The 13,481-nt window shown below is 64.1% G+C and carries 15 protein-coding genes; 8 read left to right on the top strand and 7 right to left on the bottom strand.

Annotation, left to right across the window (positions count from 1 at the left end):
• Positions 1 to 160 precede the first annotated feature (160 nt).
• Positions 161 to 496: a hypothetical protein gene (locus AC07XB_RS19225; protein ID WP_492372692.1), complete on the top strand. Its 336-nt coding sequence runs from the start codon at positions 161 to 163 to the stop codon at positions 494 to 496.
• A gap of 22 nt (positions 497 to 518) precedes the next feature.
• Here AC07XB_RS19225 and AC07XB_RS19220 read toward each other — a convergent pair whose 3' ends face one another.
• Together AC07XB_RS19220 and uvrB are read right to left on the bottom strand one after the other, a co-directional pair.
• Entirely contained in the window at positions 519 to 818 is a 300-nt protein-coding gene (locus tag AC07XB_RS19220) for a putative quinol monooxygenase (RefSeq protein WP_150983831.1), read from the bottom strand.
• Between the two features lie 54 nt (positions 819 to 872).
• Positions 873 to 2,975, bottom strand: a complete 2,103-nt coding sequence (gene uvrB / locus AC07XB_RS19215; RefSeq protein WP_253930880.1) for an excinuclease ABC subunit UvrB — start codon at positions 2,973 to 2,975, stop codon at positions 873 to 875.
• A gap of 157 nt (positions 2,976 to 3,132) precedes the next feature.
• Between uvrB and AC07XB_RS19210 the strand changes: the two genes are divergently transcribed.
• Positions 3,133 to 4,329, top strand: coding sequence for an amino acid aminotransferase (locus tag AC07XB_RS19210; protein WP_492829443.1), 1,197 nt, complete (start codon positions 3,133 to 3,135; stop codon positions 4,327 to 4,329).
• Positions 4,330 to 4,603: 274 nt separating this feature from the next.
• Positions 4,604 to 5,845 carry a polyhydroxyalkanoate depolymerase gene (locus AC07XB_RS19205; RefSeq protein ID WP_492372693.1) on the top strand — a complete coding sequence of 414 codons (1,242 nt, stop codon included), beginning with the start codon at positions 4,604 to 4,606 and terminating at the stop codon, positions 5,843 to 5,845.
• A 90-nt stretch (positions 5,846 to 5,935) separates the two neighbouring features.
• Here AC07XB_RS19205 and AC07XB_RS19200 read toward each other — a convergent pair whose 3' ends face one another.
• Entirely contained in the window at positions 5,936 to 6,571 is a 636-nt protein-coding gene (locus AC07XB_RS19200; RefSeq protein WP_043344870.1) for a TetR/AcrR family transcriptional regulator, read from the bottom strand.
• Positions 6,572 to 6,761: 190 nt separating this feature from the next.
• Here AC07XB_RS19200 and rsxB point away from each other — a divergent pair, with 190 nt between their 5' ends.
• Entirely contained in the window at positions 6,762 to 7,583 is an 822-nt protein-coding gene (gene rsxB, locus AC07XB_RS19195; protein WP_492829445.1) for an electron transport complex subunit RsxB, read from the top strand.
• Complete coding sequence (gene nth, locus AC07XB_RS19190) at positions 7,583 to 8,227, top strand: endonuclease III (protein WP_150983827.1); 645 nt, start codon at positions 7,583 to 7,585, stop codon at positions 8,225 to 8,227. The genes rsxB and nth overlap by 1 nt, the downstream gene beginning before the upstream one ends.
• A gap of 72 nt (positions 8,228 to 8,299) precedes the next feature.
• Here the strand turns inward: nth and AC07XB_RS19185 are convergent, their stop codons facing one another.
• On the bottom strand, positions 8,300 to 8,887 hold the full coding sequence (locus tag AC07XB_RS19185; protein ID WP_043344864.1) for a malonic semialdehyde reductase: 588 nt from the start codon (positions 8,885 to 8,887) through the stop codon (positions 8,300 to 8,302).
• A gap of 84 nt (positions 8,888 to 8,971) precedes the next feature.
• Complete coding sequence (locus AC07XB_RS19180; RefSeq protein WP_492387125.1) at positions 8,972 to 9,916, bottom strand: DMT family transporter; 945 nt, start codon at positions 9,914 to 9,916, stop codon at positions 8,972 to 8,974.
• A 142-nt stretch (positions 9,917 to 10,058) separates the two neighbouring features.
• Here AC07XB_RS19180 and AC07XB_RS19175 point away from each other — a divergent pair, with 142 nt between their 5' ends.
• Together AC07XB_RS19175 and AC07XB_RS19170 are read left to right on the top strand one after the other, a co-directional pair.
• Positions 10,059 to 10,490 carry a DUF1841 family protein gene (locus AC07XB_RS19175; protein ID WP_492375759.1) on the top strand — a complete coding sequence of 144 codons (432 nt, stop codon included), beginning with the start codon at positions 10,059 to 10,061 and terminating at the stop codon, positions 10,488 to 10,490.
• A 145-nt stretch (positions 10,491 to 10,635) separates the two neighbouring features.
• Positions 10,636 to 11,928, top strand: a complete 1,293-nt coding sequence (locus AC07XB_RS19170; protein ID WP_492807797.1) for a phospholipase A — start codon at positions 10,636 to 10,638, stop codon at positions 11,926 to 11,928.
• 13 nt (positions 11,929 to 11,941) lie between these two features.
• Here the strand turns inward: AC07XB_RS19170 and AC07XB_RS19165 are convergent, their stop codons facing one another.
• Complete coding sequence (locus tag AC07XB_RS19165; protein ID WP_492375761.1) at positions 11,942 to 12,382, bottom strand: thioredoxin family protein; 441 nt, start codon at positions 12,380 to 12,382, stop codon at positions 11,942 to 11,944.
• Positions 12,383 to 12,471: 89 nt separating this feature from the next.
• Positions 12,472 to 13,029, bottom strand: a complete 558-nt coding sequence (grpE, locus tag AC07XB_RS19160) for a nucleotide exchange factor GrpE (RefSeq protein WP_043344862.1) — start codon at positions 13,027 to 13,029, stop codon at positions 12,472 to 12,474.
• Positions 13,030 to 13,303: 274 nt separating this feature from the next.
• Here grpE and AC07XB_RS19155 point away from each other — a divergent pair, with 274 nt between their 5' ends.
• Positions 13,304 to 13,459 carry a hypothetical protein gene (locus AC07XB_RS19155; protein WP_006160162.1) on the top strand — a complete coding sequence of 52 codons (156 nt, stop codon included), beginning with the start codon at positions 13,304 to 13,306 and terminating at the stop codon, positions 13,457 to 13,459.
• Positions 13,460 to 13,481: the final 22 nt, after the last annotated feature.

Here is a 13,481-nt window from a genome sequence, read left to right as displayed (position 1 = left end):
CGATGGGCTTGCGGCCAGCGCACCGGGCGCGGCTGCCACAACGAAGCCGGATTCTACAGCCCTGCCCACAAGGCCGCGCTCACGGGAGCGCCAGCACGCCGGTCGAAGTCGCCTGGCAAAAAAGCTGACGCAAAGGTGGCGCCCACCGCATAATCGCGCGGTGAACCTCCACCTCAGCCCACTCCTCCTGGCGCCCCTTCTGCTTTGTGCAAGCCTGGCCGACGCCGCCGAACGGTCCGCGGACGCCGCCTCCGGCGCAGGCTGCGAAAGCCTGCTCACCGTGGTCCGGCATAGCCTGGAGAAAGAAATCGGTGCGGCCTGCGCTGCCTCTGCGTCAGCCGCTGCCTCGACACCGGCCACCGCATGCGCCGCGCAACGCGAACCGCTGCACGCCATCGTGGACTTTATCAGCGAGCGCGAGGCCGCCAGCGCCGACCAGTGCGACACCCTGCTGGAAGTCAACAAGCGTTTGCGCTCGCTGCCCCCGAAGGGCTGATATGACTAGCAGGCAAATCGGCTCAGGGCAGCTTGGCCGCCAGCACATCCAGCTTTTCGATAGAAGGCGGTTTGGCGAACAGGTCGGGCGCCTTGGCCATCAGGGCCTCGGCCACCTTGCCCGAGAGATGGGCGTTGCGCCCGGCCTCATCGGGAAACGCATCGAAGATGCCGAACATGGATGGCCCGAGCCGCAGCGCAAACCATGCCGTGGTGCCGGCTTCGGCCTGCACCAGCGGCAAGCCTGCGAGCAGGAATTCCTCGACTTCCTTTTCCTTGCCGGGCTTCGCATGCAGCGGAACCCACAGAGCGAACTTGACCATGGACCATCTCCTCACCACCGTCCGGGATTCCAACTATAGACGGTCGCCAGCCCGTCAGGACGCGGCAGCGGCAGCCGGCGGCAGGTGCTCCCCATCGCCGCTGGCGCCAAAGATCTGGCGCTTGAGCTTGGCCAGCTGGTCGCGCACCTGCCCGGCCTTCTCGAACTCGAGATTCTTGGCGTGCTCGAACATCTGCTTCTCCAGCCGCTTGATCTCCTTCGCAACCTGCTTCTCGCTCATGTCCTCGTACTTGGCGCGTTCTTCCGCGGCCAGCAGCTCGGCCTTGACCTCGCCCGGGTCGTAGACCCCGTCGATGATGTCCTTGATGCGCTTGACCACGCCGCGCGGCACGATGCCATTGGCTTCATTGAACGCGATCTGCTTGGCGCGGCGGCGCTCCGTCTCACCGATCGCCCGCTTCATCGAATCGGTCATCCGGTCCGCGTACAGGATGGCGGTGCCGTTGACGTTACGGGCCGCGCGGCCGATGGTCTGGATCAGCGAACGCTCGGCGCGCAGGAAACCTTCCTTGTCAGCGTCGAGAATCGCCACCAACGAGACTTCCGGAATATCCAGGCCCTCGCGCAGCAGGTTGATGCCGACCAGCACGTCGAAGGTACCCAGGCGGAGGTCGCGAATGATCTCCACGCGCTCCACCGTATCGATGTCCGAGTGCAGGTAACGCACCTTGACGCCGTTCTCTGTCAGGAACTCCGTGAGCTGCTCGGACATGCGCTTGGTCAGCGTGGTCACCAGCACGCGCTCACCGACGGAGACCTTCTGGTGGATCTCTGACAGCAAGTCGTCAACCTGCGTGGTCGCGGGACGCACGTGGATGATCGGATCGACCAGGCCGGTGGGCCGCACCACCTGCTCCACCACCTGGCCCGCATGCTCGTTCTCGTAATTGGACGGCGTGGCGGAGACAAACATCACCTGCCGCATCTTGCCCTCGAACTCCGAGAACTTGAGGGGGCGGTTGTCCAGAGCGGACGGCAGCCGGAAGCCATAGTCGACCAAGGTCGTCTTGCGCGCCTTGTCGCCGTTGTACATGCCATTGAACTGACCCATCAGCACGTGGGACTCGTCCAGGAACATCAACGCGTCCTGCGGCAGGTAGTCGACCAGCGTGGGCGGCGGCTCGCCCGGCTTGGCGCCCGACAGGTGGCGCGAGTAATTCTCGATGCCCTTGCAGAACCCGAGCTCGGAGAGCATTTCCAGGTCGAAGCGGGAGCGCTGCTCCAGCCGCTGCGCCTCCACCAGCTTGTTCTCCTTATAGAAGAAATCCAGGCGCTCGCGCAGCTCGACCTTGATGTCTTCGATCGCCCGCAGCACGGTCTCGCGCGGGGTCACGTAGTGGCTCGACGGATAGACCGTGAAGCGCGGGATCTTCTGCCGCACCCGCCCGGTGAGCGGGTCGAAGAACTGCAGCGAATCGATCTCGTCGTCGAACATGTCGACGCGCACCGCCAGCTCGGCATGCTCGGCCGGGAAGATATCCAGCGTATCGCCGCGCACGCGGAAGGTGCCGCGCTGGAAATCGGTCTCGTTGCGGGTGTACTGCATGGCGATCAGGCGCGCGATCACATCGCGCTGGCTGATCTTGTCGCCGGTGCGCAGCGTCAAGATCATCTTGTGATACTCGGACGGGTTGCCGATACCGTAGATGGCCGACACGCTGGCCACGATGATGGTGTCGCGCCGCTCCAGCAGGCTCTTGGTGGCCGACAGCCGCATCTGCTCGATATGCTCGTTGATCGAGGAATCCTTCTCGATGAACAGGTCGCGCTGCGGCACGTAGGCTTCGGGCTGGTAGTAGTCGTAGTAGCTGACGAAATACTCCACCGCGTTGCGCGGGAAGAACTCGCGGAACTCGGAATACAGCTGCGCGGCCAGCGTCTTGTTGGGCGCGAACACGATGGCCGGACGGCCCAGGCGGGCAATCACGTTGGCCATGGTGAAGGTCTTGCCTGAACCGGTCACCCCCAGCAGGGTCTGGTAGGACAGGCCGTCCTCCACACCCTCGACCAGCTGGCGGATCGCCTCGGGCTGATCGCCCGCCGGCAGATAGGGCTGGTAAAGCTGGAACGGCGAGCCGGGAAAGGTCGCGAACTTCTCTTCATCCAGCGCGGGCGCGACTTCAACGAGATTCGACATAAGCTGGTAGGGGAAAACCTCAGGAAAACGGGCAGATACGCTAGAATCTTGGGGTTGGCGGCCCGGTATCAAGATGGGGGTCGCCCGCACTCCCGAGCGCAGTCCGGAGCATTCTACGCCTTCCCGTTTTGTTACATAGCTGACCACGAGATCCCAAATGAGTTTGTTTTCTGCCGTCGAGATGGCCCCGCGCGACCCGATCCTGGGCCTGAATGAAGCCTTCAATGCCGATACCCGTGCCACCAAGGTCAATCTGGGTGTTGGCGTGTACTTCACCGACGAAGGGAAAATCCCTCTGCTGCGCGCCGTGCAGGAAGCCGAAAAGGCCCGCCTGACCACCGCCACCCCGCGTGGCTACCTGCCGATCGAAGGCATCGCCGCCTATGACCAGGCCGTGCAGACCCTGCTGTTCGGCAAGGAATCGCCGCTGATCACCGAAGGCCGTGTCGTGACCGCCCAGGCACTCGGCGGCACCGGCGCGCTGAAGATTGGCGCCGACTTCCTCAAGCGCCTGTACCCGGACGCCAAGGTCGCCATCAGCGACCCGAGCTGGGAAAACCACCGTGCCCTGTTCGAGGCGGCCGGTTTCCCCGTAATCAACTACGCCTACTACGATGCTGCCAGCCACGGCCTGAATTTCGCCGGCATGGTGGAGTCGCTCAAGTCGTATGCCGCCAACACCATCGTGGTGCTGCACGCCTGCTGCCACAACCCGACCGGCGTTGACCTGTCGGCCGAGCAGTGGAAGCAAGTCGTGGAACTGATCAAGGAACGCAACCTGATCCCGTTCCTCGACATGGCCTACCAGGGCTTCGCGGAAGGCATCGAGCCGGACGGCGCCGCCGTGCGCCTGTTCGCCGAATCCGGCCTGCCGTTCTTCGTGTCGAGCTCGTTCTCGAAAAGCTTCTCGCTGTACGGCGAGCGCGTGGGCGCGCTGTCGATCGTCACCACGGGCAAGGAAGAAGCCCAGCGCGTGATGTCTCAGGTCAAGCGCGTCATCCGCACCAACTACTCCAACCCGCCGACCCACGGCGGCACCGTGGTCGCCACTGTGCTGAACAGCCCGGAGCTGCGCGCCATGTGGGAGCAGGAACTGGGCGAGATGCGCGACCGCATCAAGCTGATGCGCCATGCACTGGTGGACAAGCTGGGCGCAAAGGGCGTGCCGGGCGACTTCTCCTTCGTCAAGTCCCAGCGCGGCATGTTCTCGTACTCGGGCCTGAACTCGGCCCAGGTCGACGTGCTGCGCAACGAGCACGGCATCTACGCCGTGGGCACCGGCCGCATCTGCGTGGCCGCGCTGAACAGCCGCAACATCGACGCGGTGGTCAACGCCATTGCCGCCGTGCTGTAACGCAAAACACGTAAAAGTGCACAAAAAGGCGACTTCGGTCGCCTTTTTCGTATCTCGTGACAATTTTTCACGTTCTTTTGCATTTGTCATCGAGAAGTACAGTGTTTGTCCTATTGTCTTTTTCCGATGCGAGCGTACCTTAGGGTATATGCTGCATCGCACGATCGTTCGATTACGCGCATAATCGGTAACACATTAGCAACTGTGTTTGTTGCATTTGTATTGTCCAGGCGTTGAATTCCAGCTTCGCCCCCAGCCTGATAGGGACCACGTCATGCTTTACCAGCTGCATGAATTCCAGCGCTCGATGCTGCACCCGCTTACCGCATGGGCGCAGGCTACGGCCAAGACCTTTACCAATCCCCTGAGCCCGATGTCCCTGGTGCCCGGCGCCACGCGACTGGCTGCCGGCTACGAGTTGCTGTACCGACTCGGCAAGGAATACGAAAAACCCGAATTCGATATCAAATCGGTACGCTCCAACGGCCGGGACATCCCGATCGTCGAACAGACGATCATCGAAAAGCCCTTCTGCAAGCTGGTGCGCTTCAAGCGCTATGCCGACGATCCGGAGACCATCAAGCTGCTCAAGGATGAGCCGGTGGTGCTGGTGTGCGCCCCCCTGTCGGGCCACCATGCCACGCTGCTGCGCGATACCGTGAAGACCTTGCTGCAGGACCACAAGGTCTATGTGACCGACTGGATCGATGCCCGCATGGTCCCGATCGAGGACGGCCGTTTCCGCCTGGCGGACTACATCCACTACATCCAGGACTTCATCCGCCATATCGGCGCTGAGAACCTGCACGTGATCTCCGTGTGCCAGCCTACGGTCCCGGTGCTCGCGGCCATCTCCCTGCTGGCATCGGCCGGCGAGAAGACGCCAAAGACCATGACCATGATGGGCGGCCCGATCGACGCACGGCGCAGCCCGACGGCCGTGAATTCGCTCGCGACCAACAAGTCGTTCGAGTGGTTCGAGAACAATGTGATCTATACGGTGCCGGCGAACTACCCGGGCCATGGCCGCAAGGTGTATCCGGGCTTCCTGCAGCACGCCGGCTTCGTGGCGATGAATCCCGACCGCCACCTGTCCTCGCACTACGACTACTACCTGAACCTGGTCGAGGGCGATGCCGACGACGCGGAAGCCCACGTGCGCTTCTACGACGAGTACAACGCCGTGCTCGACATGGACGCCGAGTACTACCTCGACACCATCCGCGAAGTGTTTCAGGAATTCCGGCTTGCCAACGGCACCTGGGAGATCGATGGCCAGCCGGTGCGCCCGCAGGACATCAAGGGCACCGCGCTACTGACGATCGAGGGCGAGCTGGACGACATCTCGGGCGCCGGCCAGACCGCCGCCGCGCATGAGCTCTGCGCGGGCATTCCCAAAGCGCGCAAGCAACACATCACGGCAGCCAAGTGCGGCCACTACGGGATCTTCTCCGGCCGCCGCTGGCGCCAGGAGATTTACCCGGAGCTGCGCGATTTCGTGCTCAAGCATCGTTGAGCCACGGCGCTTAAGCTGCACGCCGCCACGCCGCACCCATAAAAAACGCCCGCAAGCTGCGGGCGTTTTTTTATGGGGCTGCAAGCTGCCTTAGCGGCGCTCCAGGTAAGCCAGCAGCATATCGGTGTGCAACTCGGCAAAGCGCTCGTGCTCATCCTGCGCCGCCACGTCGCGCCCGATCACCGCGCTGATGGTGTAACGATTGGACAGCACGTAGTAGCCAAGCGCGGAGATCGTCAGATATAGCTGCGAGACATCGACGTTGTCGCGGAACACCCCCTGCCGCTGGCCCCGCTTGACGATATCCGCGAGCACGTTAACCACCGGGTTGATCAACTGGTGCAGCTGGGTGGACTTCTTCAGGTGGCGCGCCTCGTGCAGGTTCTCGCTGTTGACCAGCCGGATGAACTCGGGATTGCGGTAGTACCAGTCCCAGACAAAGCGAGCCAGCGTGCGGACCGCCGCAACGGGATCCTCTTCGACGATGTGCAACTGCTCCTCGGCGGCGCGAAACTCCGCATATTGTTTTTCAAGGACGGCCAGGAACAAACCCTCCTTGCTGCCATAGTAGTAATACAGCATGCGCTCGTTGGTCTCGGCGCGGCGCGCGATCTGGTCGACACGCGCCCCTGCCAGGCCGCCCTTGGCAAATTCCTCGGTGGCCGCATCAAGGATGCGGCGGCGTGTTCCCTCGGGGTCCCGCTTGGTTCTGGTTTCGTTTCGCATGCGACGGCTGGTGAATCGTTGCGCGGATTATGGCACAGGGCAACTTGCGCGCAGCGGCCCCGGCAAAGGGCGCATCATCGCGCGTTTCTGCACTGCGGCGAAATCGGGGATAATCCCTGCCGCGTGCCCGTTCCGGCCAGGAAAAAAGAGAACGGCATCCGCGCCGTACCCGCAAACCCCAAAAGCTGTCGTGACCGCCATTTCCCAGACCCTCGCCGATCGCCTCGAAGCCCTGCTGCCGCAGACCCAATGCACCAAGTGCGGCTTCGACGGCTGCCGTCCCTATGCCGAAGCCATGGCGGCGGGCGAAGCAGCCGGCAATCGCTGCCCGCCGGGCGGGGAAGAGGGCATCCGCCGCCTGTCGGCGCTGCTCGGCGCGCCGCCGCAGCCGCTGGACCCGGAGCGCGGCGTGGAGCAGGCCCGCGCGGTGGCAGTGATTGACGAAGCGCTATGCATCGGCTGCACGCTGTGCATCCAGGCTTGCCCGGTCGACGCCATCGTTGGCGCGCCCAAGCAGATGCATACCGTGCTGGCGGACTGGTGCACGGGTTGCGACCTCTGCGTGGCCCCCTGCCCCGTCGACTGCATTGCCATGGTTCCCGTCAGCGCGCAGCGCACCGGCTGGGCAGCCTGGTCGCAGGTGCAAGCGGACGAGGCCCACGCGCGCTACCTCGCCCGCCGCTCGCGGCTCGTGCGCGAGCGCGAGGAGAACGATGCACGCTTGGCGGCCAAGGCGGCCGCCAAACTGCAGGCGCTGCAAGCCGAAGCGCCGCAAAGTGAAGAGGAACGCTCGGCGCGGGCACGCAAGCAGGCCATCATCCAGGCCGCCATCGAGCGGGCGCGCCTGAAGCAACAAGCGGTGCTGCCGCGCAATACCGAAAACGTCTCCCCTGCCGTGCAGGCACAGATCGACGCCGCCGAGGCCCGCCGCGCCAGGGCCGGCCTCACCGTCACACCGTGCCAGGCCGATCCCGATGCCGTGCCCGGCTCCAACCCAGCCCCCGAGGACTAATGAACGCTGCCAAGTGCCGCGCCTTGTTCGAGACACTGCGCGAAGTCAACCCGACCCCGGTCACCGAGCTGGAATACAGCTCGCCGTTCGAGCTGCTGATTGCCGTGCTGCTGTCCGCGCAGGCCACTGACGTGGGCGTGAACAAGGCCACGCGCAAGCTCTACCCCGTGGCGCACAGCCCGGAGCAGATGCTGGCGCTGGGCGAGGACGGGCTGATCGAGTACATCAAGACCATCGGCCTGTACAAGACCAAGGCCAAGCATGTCATAGCGACCTGCCGCATCCTGGTCGAGCAGCACGGCGGGCAGGTGCCGCGCGACCGGGCCGCGCTGGAGGCTTTGCCGGGCGTGGGCCGCAAGACGGCCAACGTGGTACTGAATACCGCGTTCGGCGAGGCCACCATTGCCGTCGACACGCATATCTTCCGGGTAGCCAACCGCACCGGCCTGGCGCCCGGCAAGAACGTGCAAGTGGTGGAGCAGAAGCTGCTCAAGGCCGTGCCGCAGGAGTTCATGCACGATGCGCACCACTGGCTGATCCTGCATGGGCGCTATGTCTGCAAGGCGCGCAAGCCCGAGTGCTGGCACTGCGCGATCGAGCCGCTGTGCGAGTACCGCGAGAAGACCGAGGCGCCACGCATCTGAGCGCAGGCGCAACGGACAGGCAAAAAAAGACCCGCGCGAGGCGGGTCTTTACCTATCTGGCAGCGCTTGCGCTCAGACGATGCGGCAGGCTTCGTCGAACGACAGGCGCGGGCTGCGCGGGAACAGTTTGTCGGCCTCGCCATAGCCCAGGTTCACCAGGAAATTGACCGACCATTTGCCATCGGCGAAGAAGGCGGCATTCACCTTGCCAGCATCGAATCCGGCCATCGGGCCGCAATCCAGGCCGAGGGCACGCGCGGCCAGAATGAAATAGCCACCTTGCAGCGAGCTGTTCATCAGCGCGTCGCGGGCGATCTTTTCCGGCTGGCCGGCGTACCACGAGCGCGCATCGGCGTGCGGGAACAGCTTGGGCAGCTGATCGTGGAAGGCGTTGTCGAATGCGACGATGGCGGTAACCGGTGCCGAGCGGGTCTTCTCGACGTTGCCTGCGGACACGCACTCGACCAGGCGAGCCTTTTCCGCCGCGCTCTTGACGAACACGATGCGGGCCGGCGAACCGTTGGCAGCCGTCGGGCCAAACTTCATCGCGTCATAGATCTGGTGAAGCACGGCATCGTCCACTTGACGGTCTTGCCACACGTTGTGCGTACGCGCTTCGGTGAACAGCTGGGCGATTGCAACCTGATCGATCGGTTTCATGCGGTCGGTTCCTGAACAGAAAGTGAGAACCGGATTGTATCTAAGACGCCGCGCCTCGCCACGCAAGCGATTTGAGCAAGGGGTTCAATTCTGTTGCACATCCTGCGCGCCGGAACCCTTGCTGGTCAGCCAAAGCACGCCCGCCAGGATCAAGCCGCCGCCCAGCGCCTGCGTCATCCCGACATGCTCCCCGAGCAAAAGCGCCGCCAACACCACCGTCACCACCGGCTCGAGGGTGGACAACATCGAAGCCCGCGCCGCGCCGAGCCGTTGCAAGCCGGCAAAAAAGGCCAGGATCGCCAGAACCGTAGACAGCAGCGCGATCGCCAGCAGCGCCAGCCAGCCTGCGGCACTCTGTGGGAACTGCGGCGGCACGCCAGCGCCCGCGCGCAACACCCCCGCCACGATATAGACCACCGCGGCCGCACTGCACACCACGGTGGTAGTGGCCAGCGGATTGACGCCCGCCGTCACGCGCGCGCCCACGATGATGTAGACCGAGTAGATCGCGGCCGAGGCCAGGCCAAGCCCGATGCCCAGCGCCGAGCCCTGGCCACCCCCCACCGTCAGCCCCGCCCCCACCGAGCACAGCACGAGCGCGATCACGGATGCGGTGCCGAGCCGTTCCTTGAGGAAAACGGCGGCAAGGATGGTGACAAAGAGCGGATACAGGTAAAGCAGCAAGGCCACCAGGCTGGCCTGGGCATGATTGAGCGCGGTGAAAAAGCAGAACGACTGGCCAACATAGCCGATGCCGCCCATGGCAGCCAGCGCCAGCACCTTGCGCCAGCCCGGCAGGCTGACGCCGCGCAGGCGCATCGCCAGCGCCAGCGCGCCCGCGGCCAGCACGAAACGCACCGCCAGCAGGCCGTAGACATCGGTACCCGCGTCGTAAGCAAAGCGCGCGAAGATTGCCATGGCGCCAAAGGCGCTGGCCGACAGGGCGATCAGCAACACGCCCGCGAGCTGCTCGCGGGCATGGCGCACGGGCTGCCGGACACGGGCGGCGGAGGAACGGGGAACGGACATGGTGGCGCGCTGGCAGGAAATGGACCCGGCGACGCCGGGCAACGCCGCATTCTAGTGGCTGGCAGGCCGATTCGGTCAGCTTGCGGGGGCCGGTTTGCGCTGCGCTGCAGCAGTGGAAGAGCTCGTTTACAATAGCGCCATCATGTTCAATCCCTCCCGCGAAGAAGTCCGCCGTTTTTTCTGTGAAGCCTGGCAGAAGCAACGCGCAGGCAGCGTCCTCACCCCCCTCGAACTCATTGCCGTCGACTGGATCGGCGAGCATCCCGAGTATCACAGCCTGCTCACCGACACGGAGGGCGCGCTGACCCAGGACTACACGCCTGAAGGCGGCCAGACCAATCCCTTCCTGCACTTGGCCATGCACCTGTCGATTTCCGAGCAGGTTTCCATTGACCAGCCCCCCGGCATCCGCCGCGCCTACGAATCCCTGGCGCAGCGCCTGGATTCACCGCACGAAGCGCAGCATCAGGTCATGGAATGCCTCGGCGAAATGCTCTGGCAGGCGCAACGCACCGGCATGCCGCCGGATGGCGAGCAATACATTGCCTCGATCCAGCGCCGCGCTACCCGCTAGGTGACGTCCCAGCCCCGCCCGGGTTGCGTACAAATCATCACAGAATTCTGGCGCATGGCGTGATAGGCACGTGATAGGCTGTACCGCGTCACAATATCCTGCCGCGTGCGCATCACCTCTTCACGTGAATGCGCTGCCGCCTCCCATGCTGCTCAGCACGCTCAAGCCCGAGATCCGCCGCGCCACGGCCAAGCCACCTGCGCTCCTGCTCGCCCTCGCCCTCGTGGCGGCCGGGCCGCTATCGAGCCATGCTGCCGTCGCGCTGCTGCAACCGCCGAAGGTGGTCGACGGCACCAAGCCCCTGACCCTGACCTTGTTGCTGAGCGCCGACGGTGCGAGCCGCAGCTTCCTGGTCCCCCAGGCGATCGACGTCACGGCTTCGGCCGATCTGCAGGCCCCTGTCAGGCTCAGCATGCAGCGTGTCAGCGCCGGCCCTTCGACGATCAAGCTGCGCAAAGGCGAGCACCGCACCGTCGAGTACAGTGCGCCGTTGCCGCCCAACCTGCGCGGCGTGGTCCGGCTGGATCCCGTGGACATCGACGCCGCGCCCGTGCTGGTCACGCTCAATCGCGCCCCGCGCGCCGACGATCCGCCGTCGGCCCAGGTCGCGGCGACCCCGGCGCCCGCCACAAGCGCCGAAGGAAGCACCCCGGCTGCACCTGTTGTACCTGTCATTCCGGTAGCAGCCGCCAGCCAGGCGTCGCCCGTCCAGCCAGACCTGAAAGACCAGGGCCGGCTGACCTTCAACGATCCGATGTACTTCCTGGTCGGGGCGCATGGCGGGGCCAACGCCAAGTTCCAGTTCAGCTTCAAGTTCCGCATCTACCAAGGCGAGAATCCGGCTTCGCACGGCTTGCTTGAGAACCTGTACTTTGGCTACACGCAGTTCTCCCTGTGGGACCTGTCGAGCGACTCACGGCCGTTCCGCGACACCAACTACCGCCCGAGCCTGTTCTATTACCTGTCGGATACCGGCCTGCAGAACCGCGTGATCAGCCGGCTCTCGCTCGCGGCTGGCCTGGAACATGAGTCGAATGGCCGCGATGGCGCCCAGTCGCGCAGCATCAATACGGTGTTCGTCAAACCCACGTTTTACCTGGGGGACATGAGCAACTGGCACTGGAGTGTGTCGCCCAAGCTGTACTACTACGTCGAGAAGAACGACAACTCGGACATTGCCAGCTATCGCGGCTATATGGACCTGAAGCTGGCCTATGGCAAGCCGGACTCATGGGAATTCGCCACCACCCTGCGCAAAGGCACGCAGAAGCATTACGGCAGCGTCGACGCATCGGTGACGTATCCGCTGGCCAGGCTGATCCCCGGCACGGCGGGTTACCTGATGGCAGGTTACTTCATCGGCTATGGCGAGAGCTTGCTGGACTACAACCGCAAGCTGCCTTGGCAATTCCGGCTGGGATACGCGCTGTCACGCTGACGCGCGGACGCGCCTAACCAGCCAGCGGCTTGCCGCTAGCCTTCAGCCGTGCGTTGGCTACCGCCGCGGCAAACTGGCCCTGCCCATGCCAGCCGGTGGCCCGCCCCAGCTTCTTGCCCTTGTGGAAGAACATGAAGACCGGAATGCCGTGCAGGCCGAATCGCTTGCCCATATCCGGGTGCGCATAGACGTTGGCGTGCAGCCAGTGCAGCTCCAGCGCCCGCACCGGGTCTGGATTGGCCAGCATGGCTTTCTTGGCCATCTCGCAATTGAAGCAGTCCACTCCCCAGAAAAACACGCAGACCAGTGCATCGCCGGCGGCGGCGATAGCGCCATCAATGCCGGCGCCGTCCACCTCGCGCATGCCGAACACTTCGAAGGCGCGATGGTCGAGGTGCGCCGCCGGATCCACAGTGATGTCGGGCGTGACGGCATTGTCTGGCTTTGTGGACATAGACCTCTCCAGCAATGAAAAACGCCCGGGCCAGCGGCACCGGGCGTTGCTTGTGCCAGCCCGCCGGGCGGACCGCAAAGAGGTGGCGCTTACTTGGGTGCGGACACCGTGACCAGCGCCGGGCGCAGCACGCGATCGGCGATCGTGTAGCCGCGCTGCAGCACCGTGACCACGGTGTTCGGCTCCTGCGGGGCCGGCACCATCGAAATGGCCTGGTGGCGGTGCGGGTCGAACTTCTCGCCAACCGGGTTCAGCTCGACGATCTTGCCCTTCTCAAAGGCGCTGACGAGCTGGCGGGCGGTCAGTTCGACCCCTTCGCGCAGCTTGGCGATATCGCCCGACCCGTCGGCCAGTGCCGCCTGCAGGCTGTCCATCACGGGCAGCAGGTAGTCGGCAAAGGTCTCAATGGCGAATTTATGGGCCTTGGCGACGTCTTCCTGGGCACGGCGGCGGATGTTCTCGCCTTCCGCGGTAGCCCGCAGGAACATGTCGTAGTTCTCCTTGGCCTTGGCTTCAAGCGCGGCCAACTGGGCCGCCACGTCCACGGTGGCGGCGTTATCGGCCTGGCCGGCCGGGGCGGTGTTCAGCTCCTCGCTGGCTGGCGTGAGCGGCGGCGTGGTGGATGGCGTCTGCTTCTGTTCTTCCATGTCGATCCGTATCAAACAAAGGCGCGGCCTGTCTAGCGCAGGCCGCCGGGTGGTCAATCGGCAAATGTAGCCTGCAGTTGGTGGCAGGCCCCCGGATTTTCAAGTGCGCACCGCGACAGTGCAGTGAAATACAAGGTTACAAAGAGGGGTCTACGGAAATAGGGGTCATATTGCTTTGCTGCAGCGCACCCCCTAAGATGAAACCGTATAAAAATGACAAAAATAACGGGGTCGAAGATGCAACTCAAGTGGGGCCACTCTCGAAAGGTTAGCCATGCATAAGCTGCCTGTTCTGACGGTCTTCCTTCTCGCCGCATTATCGGTGATGACAGTCTTCATCTGCCTCTCCGGCGCCTTCACGCCGCGAGACACCGAATACGGCAGTGGCAAGGCGGTATTCAAACACTACATCATTCCCTACGTTCGCTGACCCAGCCGGGTGAGTCCGTACA

The sequence above is a fragment of the Cupriavidus sp. GW821-FHT02F09 genome, from assembly GCF_059421605.1.
Note: the sequence above shows the minus strand (reverse complement) of the source record. Positions and strands in the feature narration are given on the sequence as shown.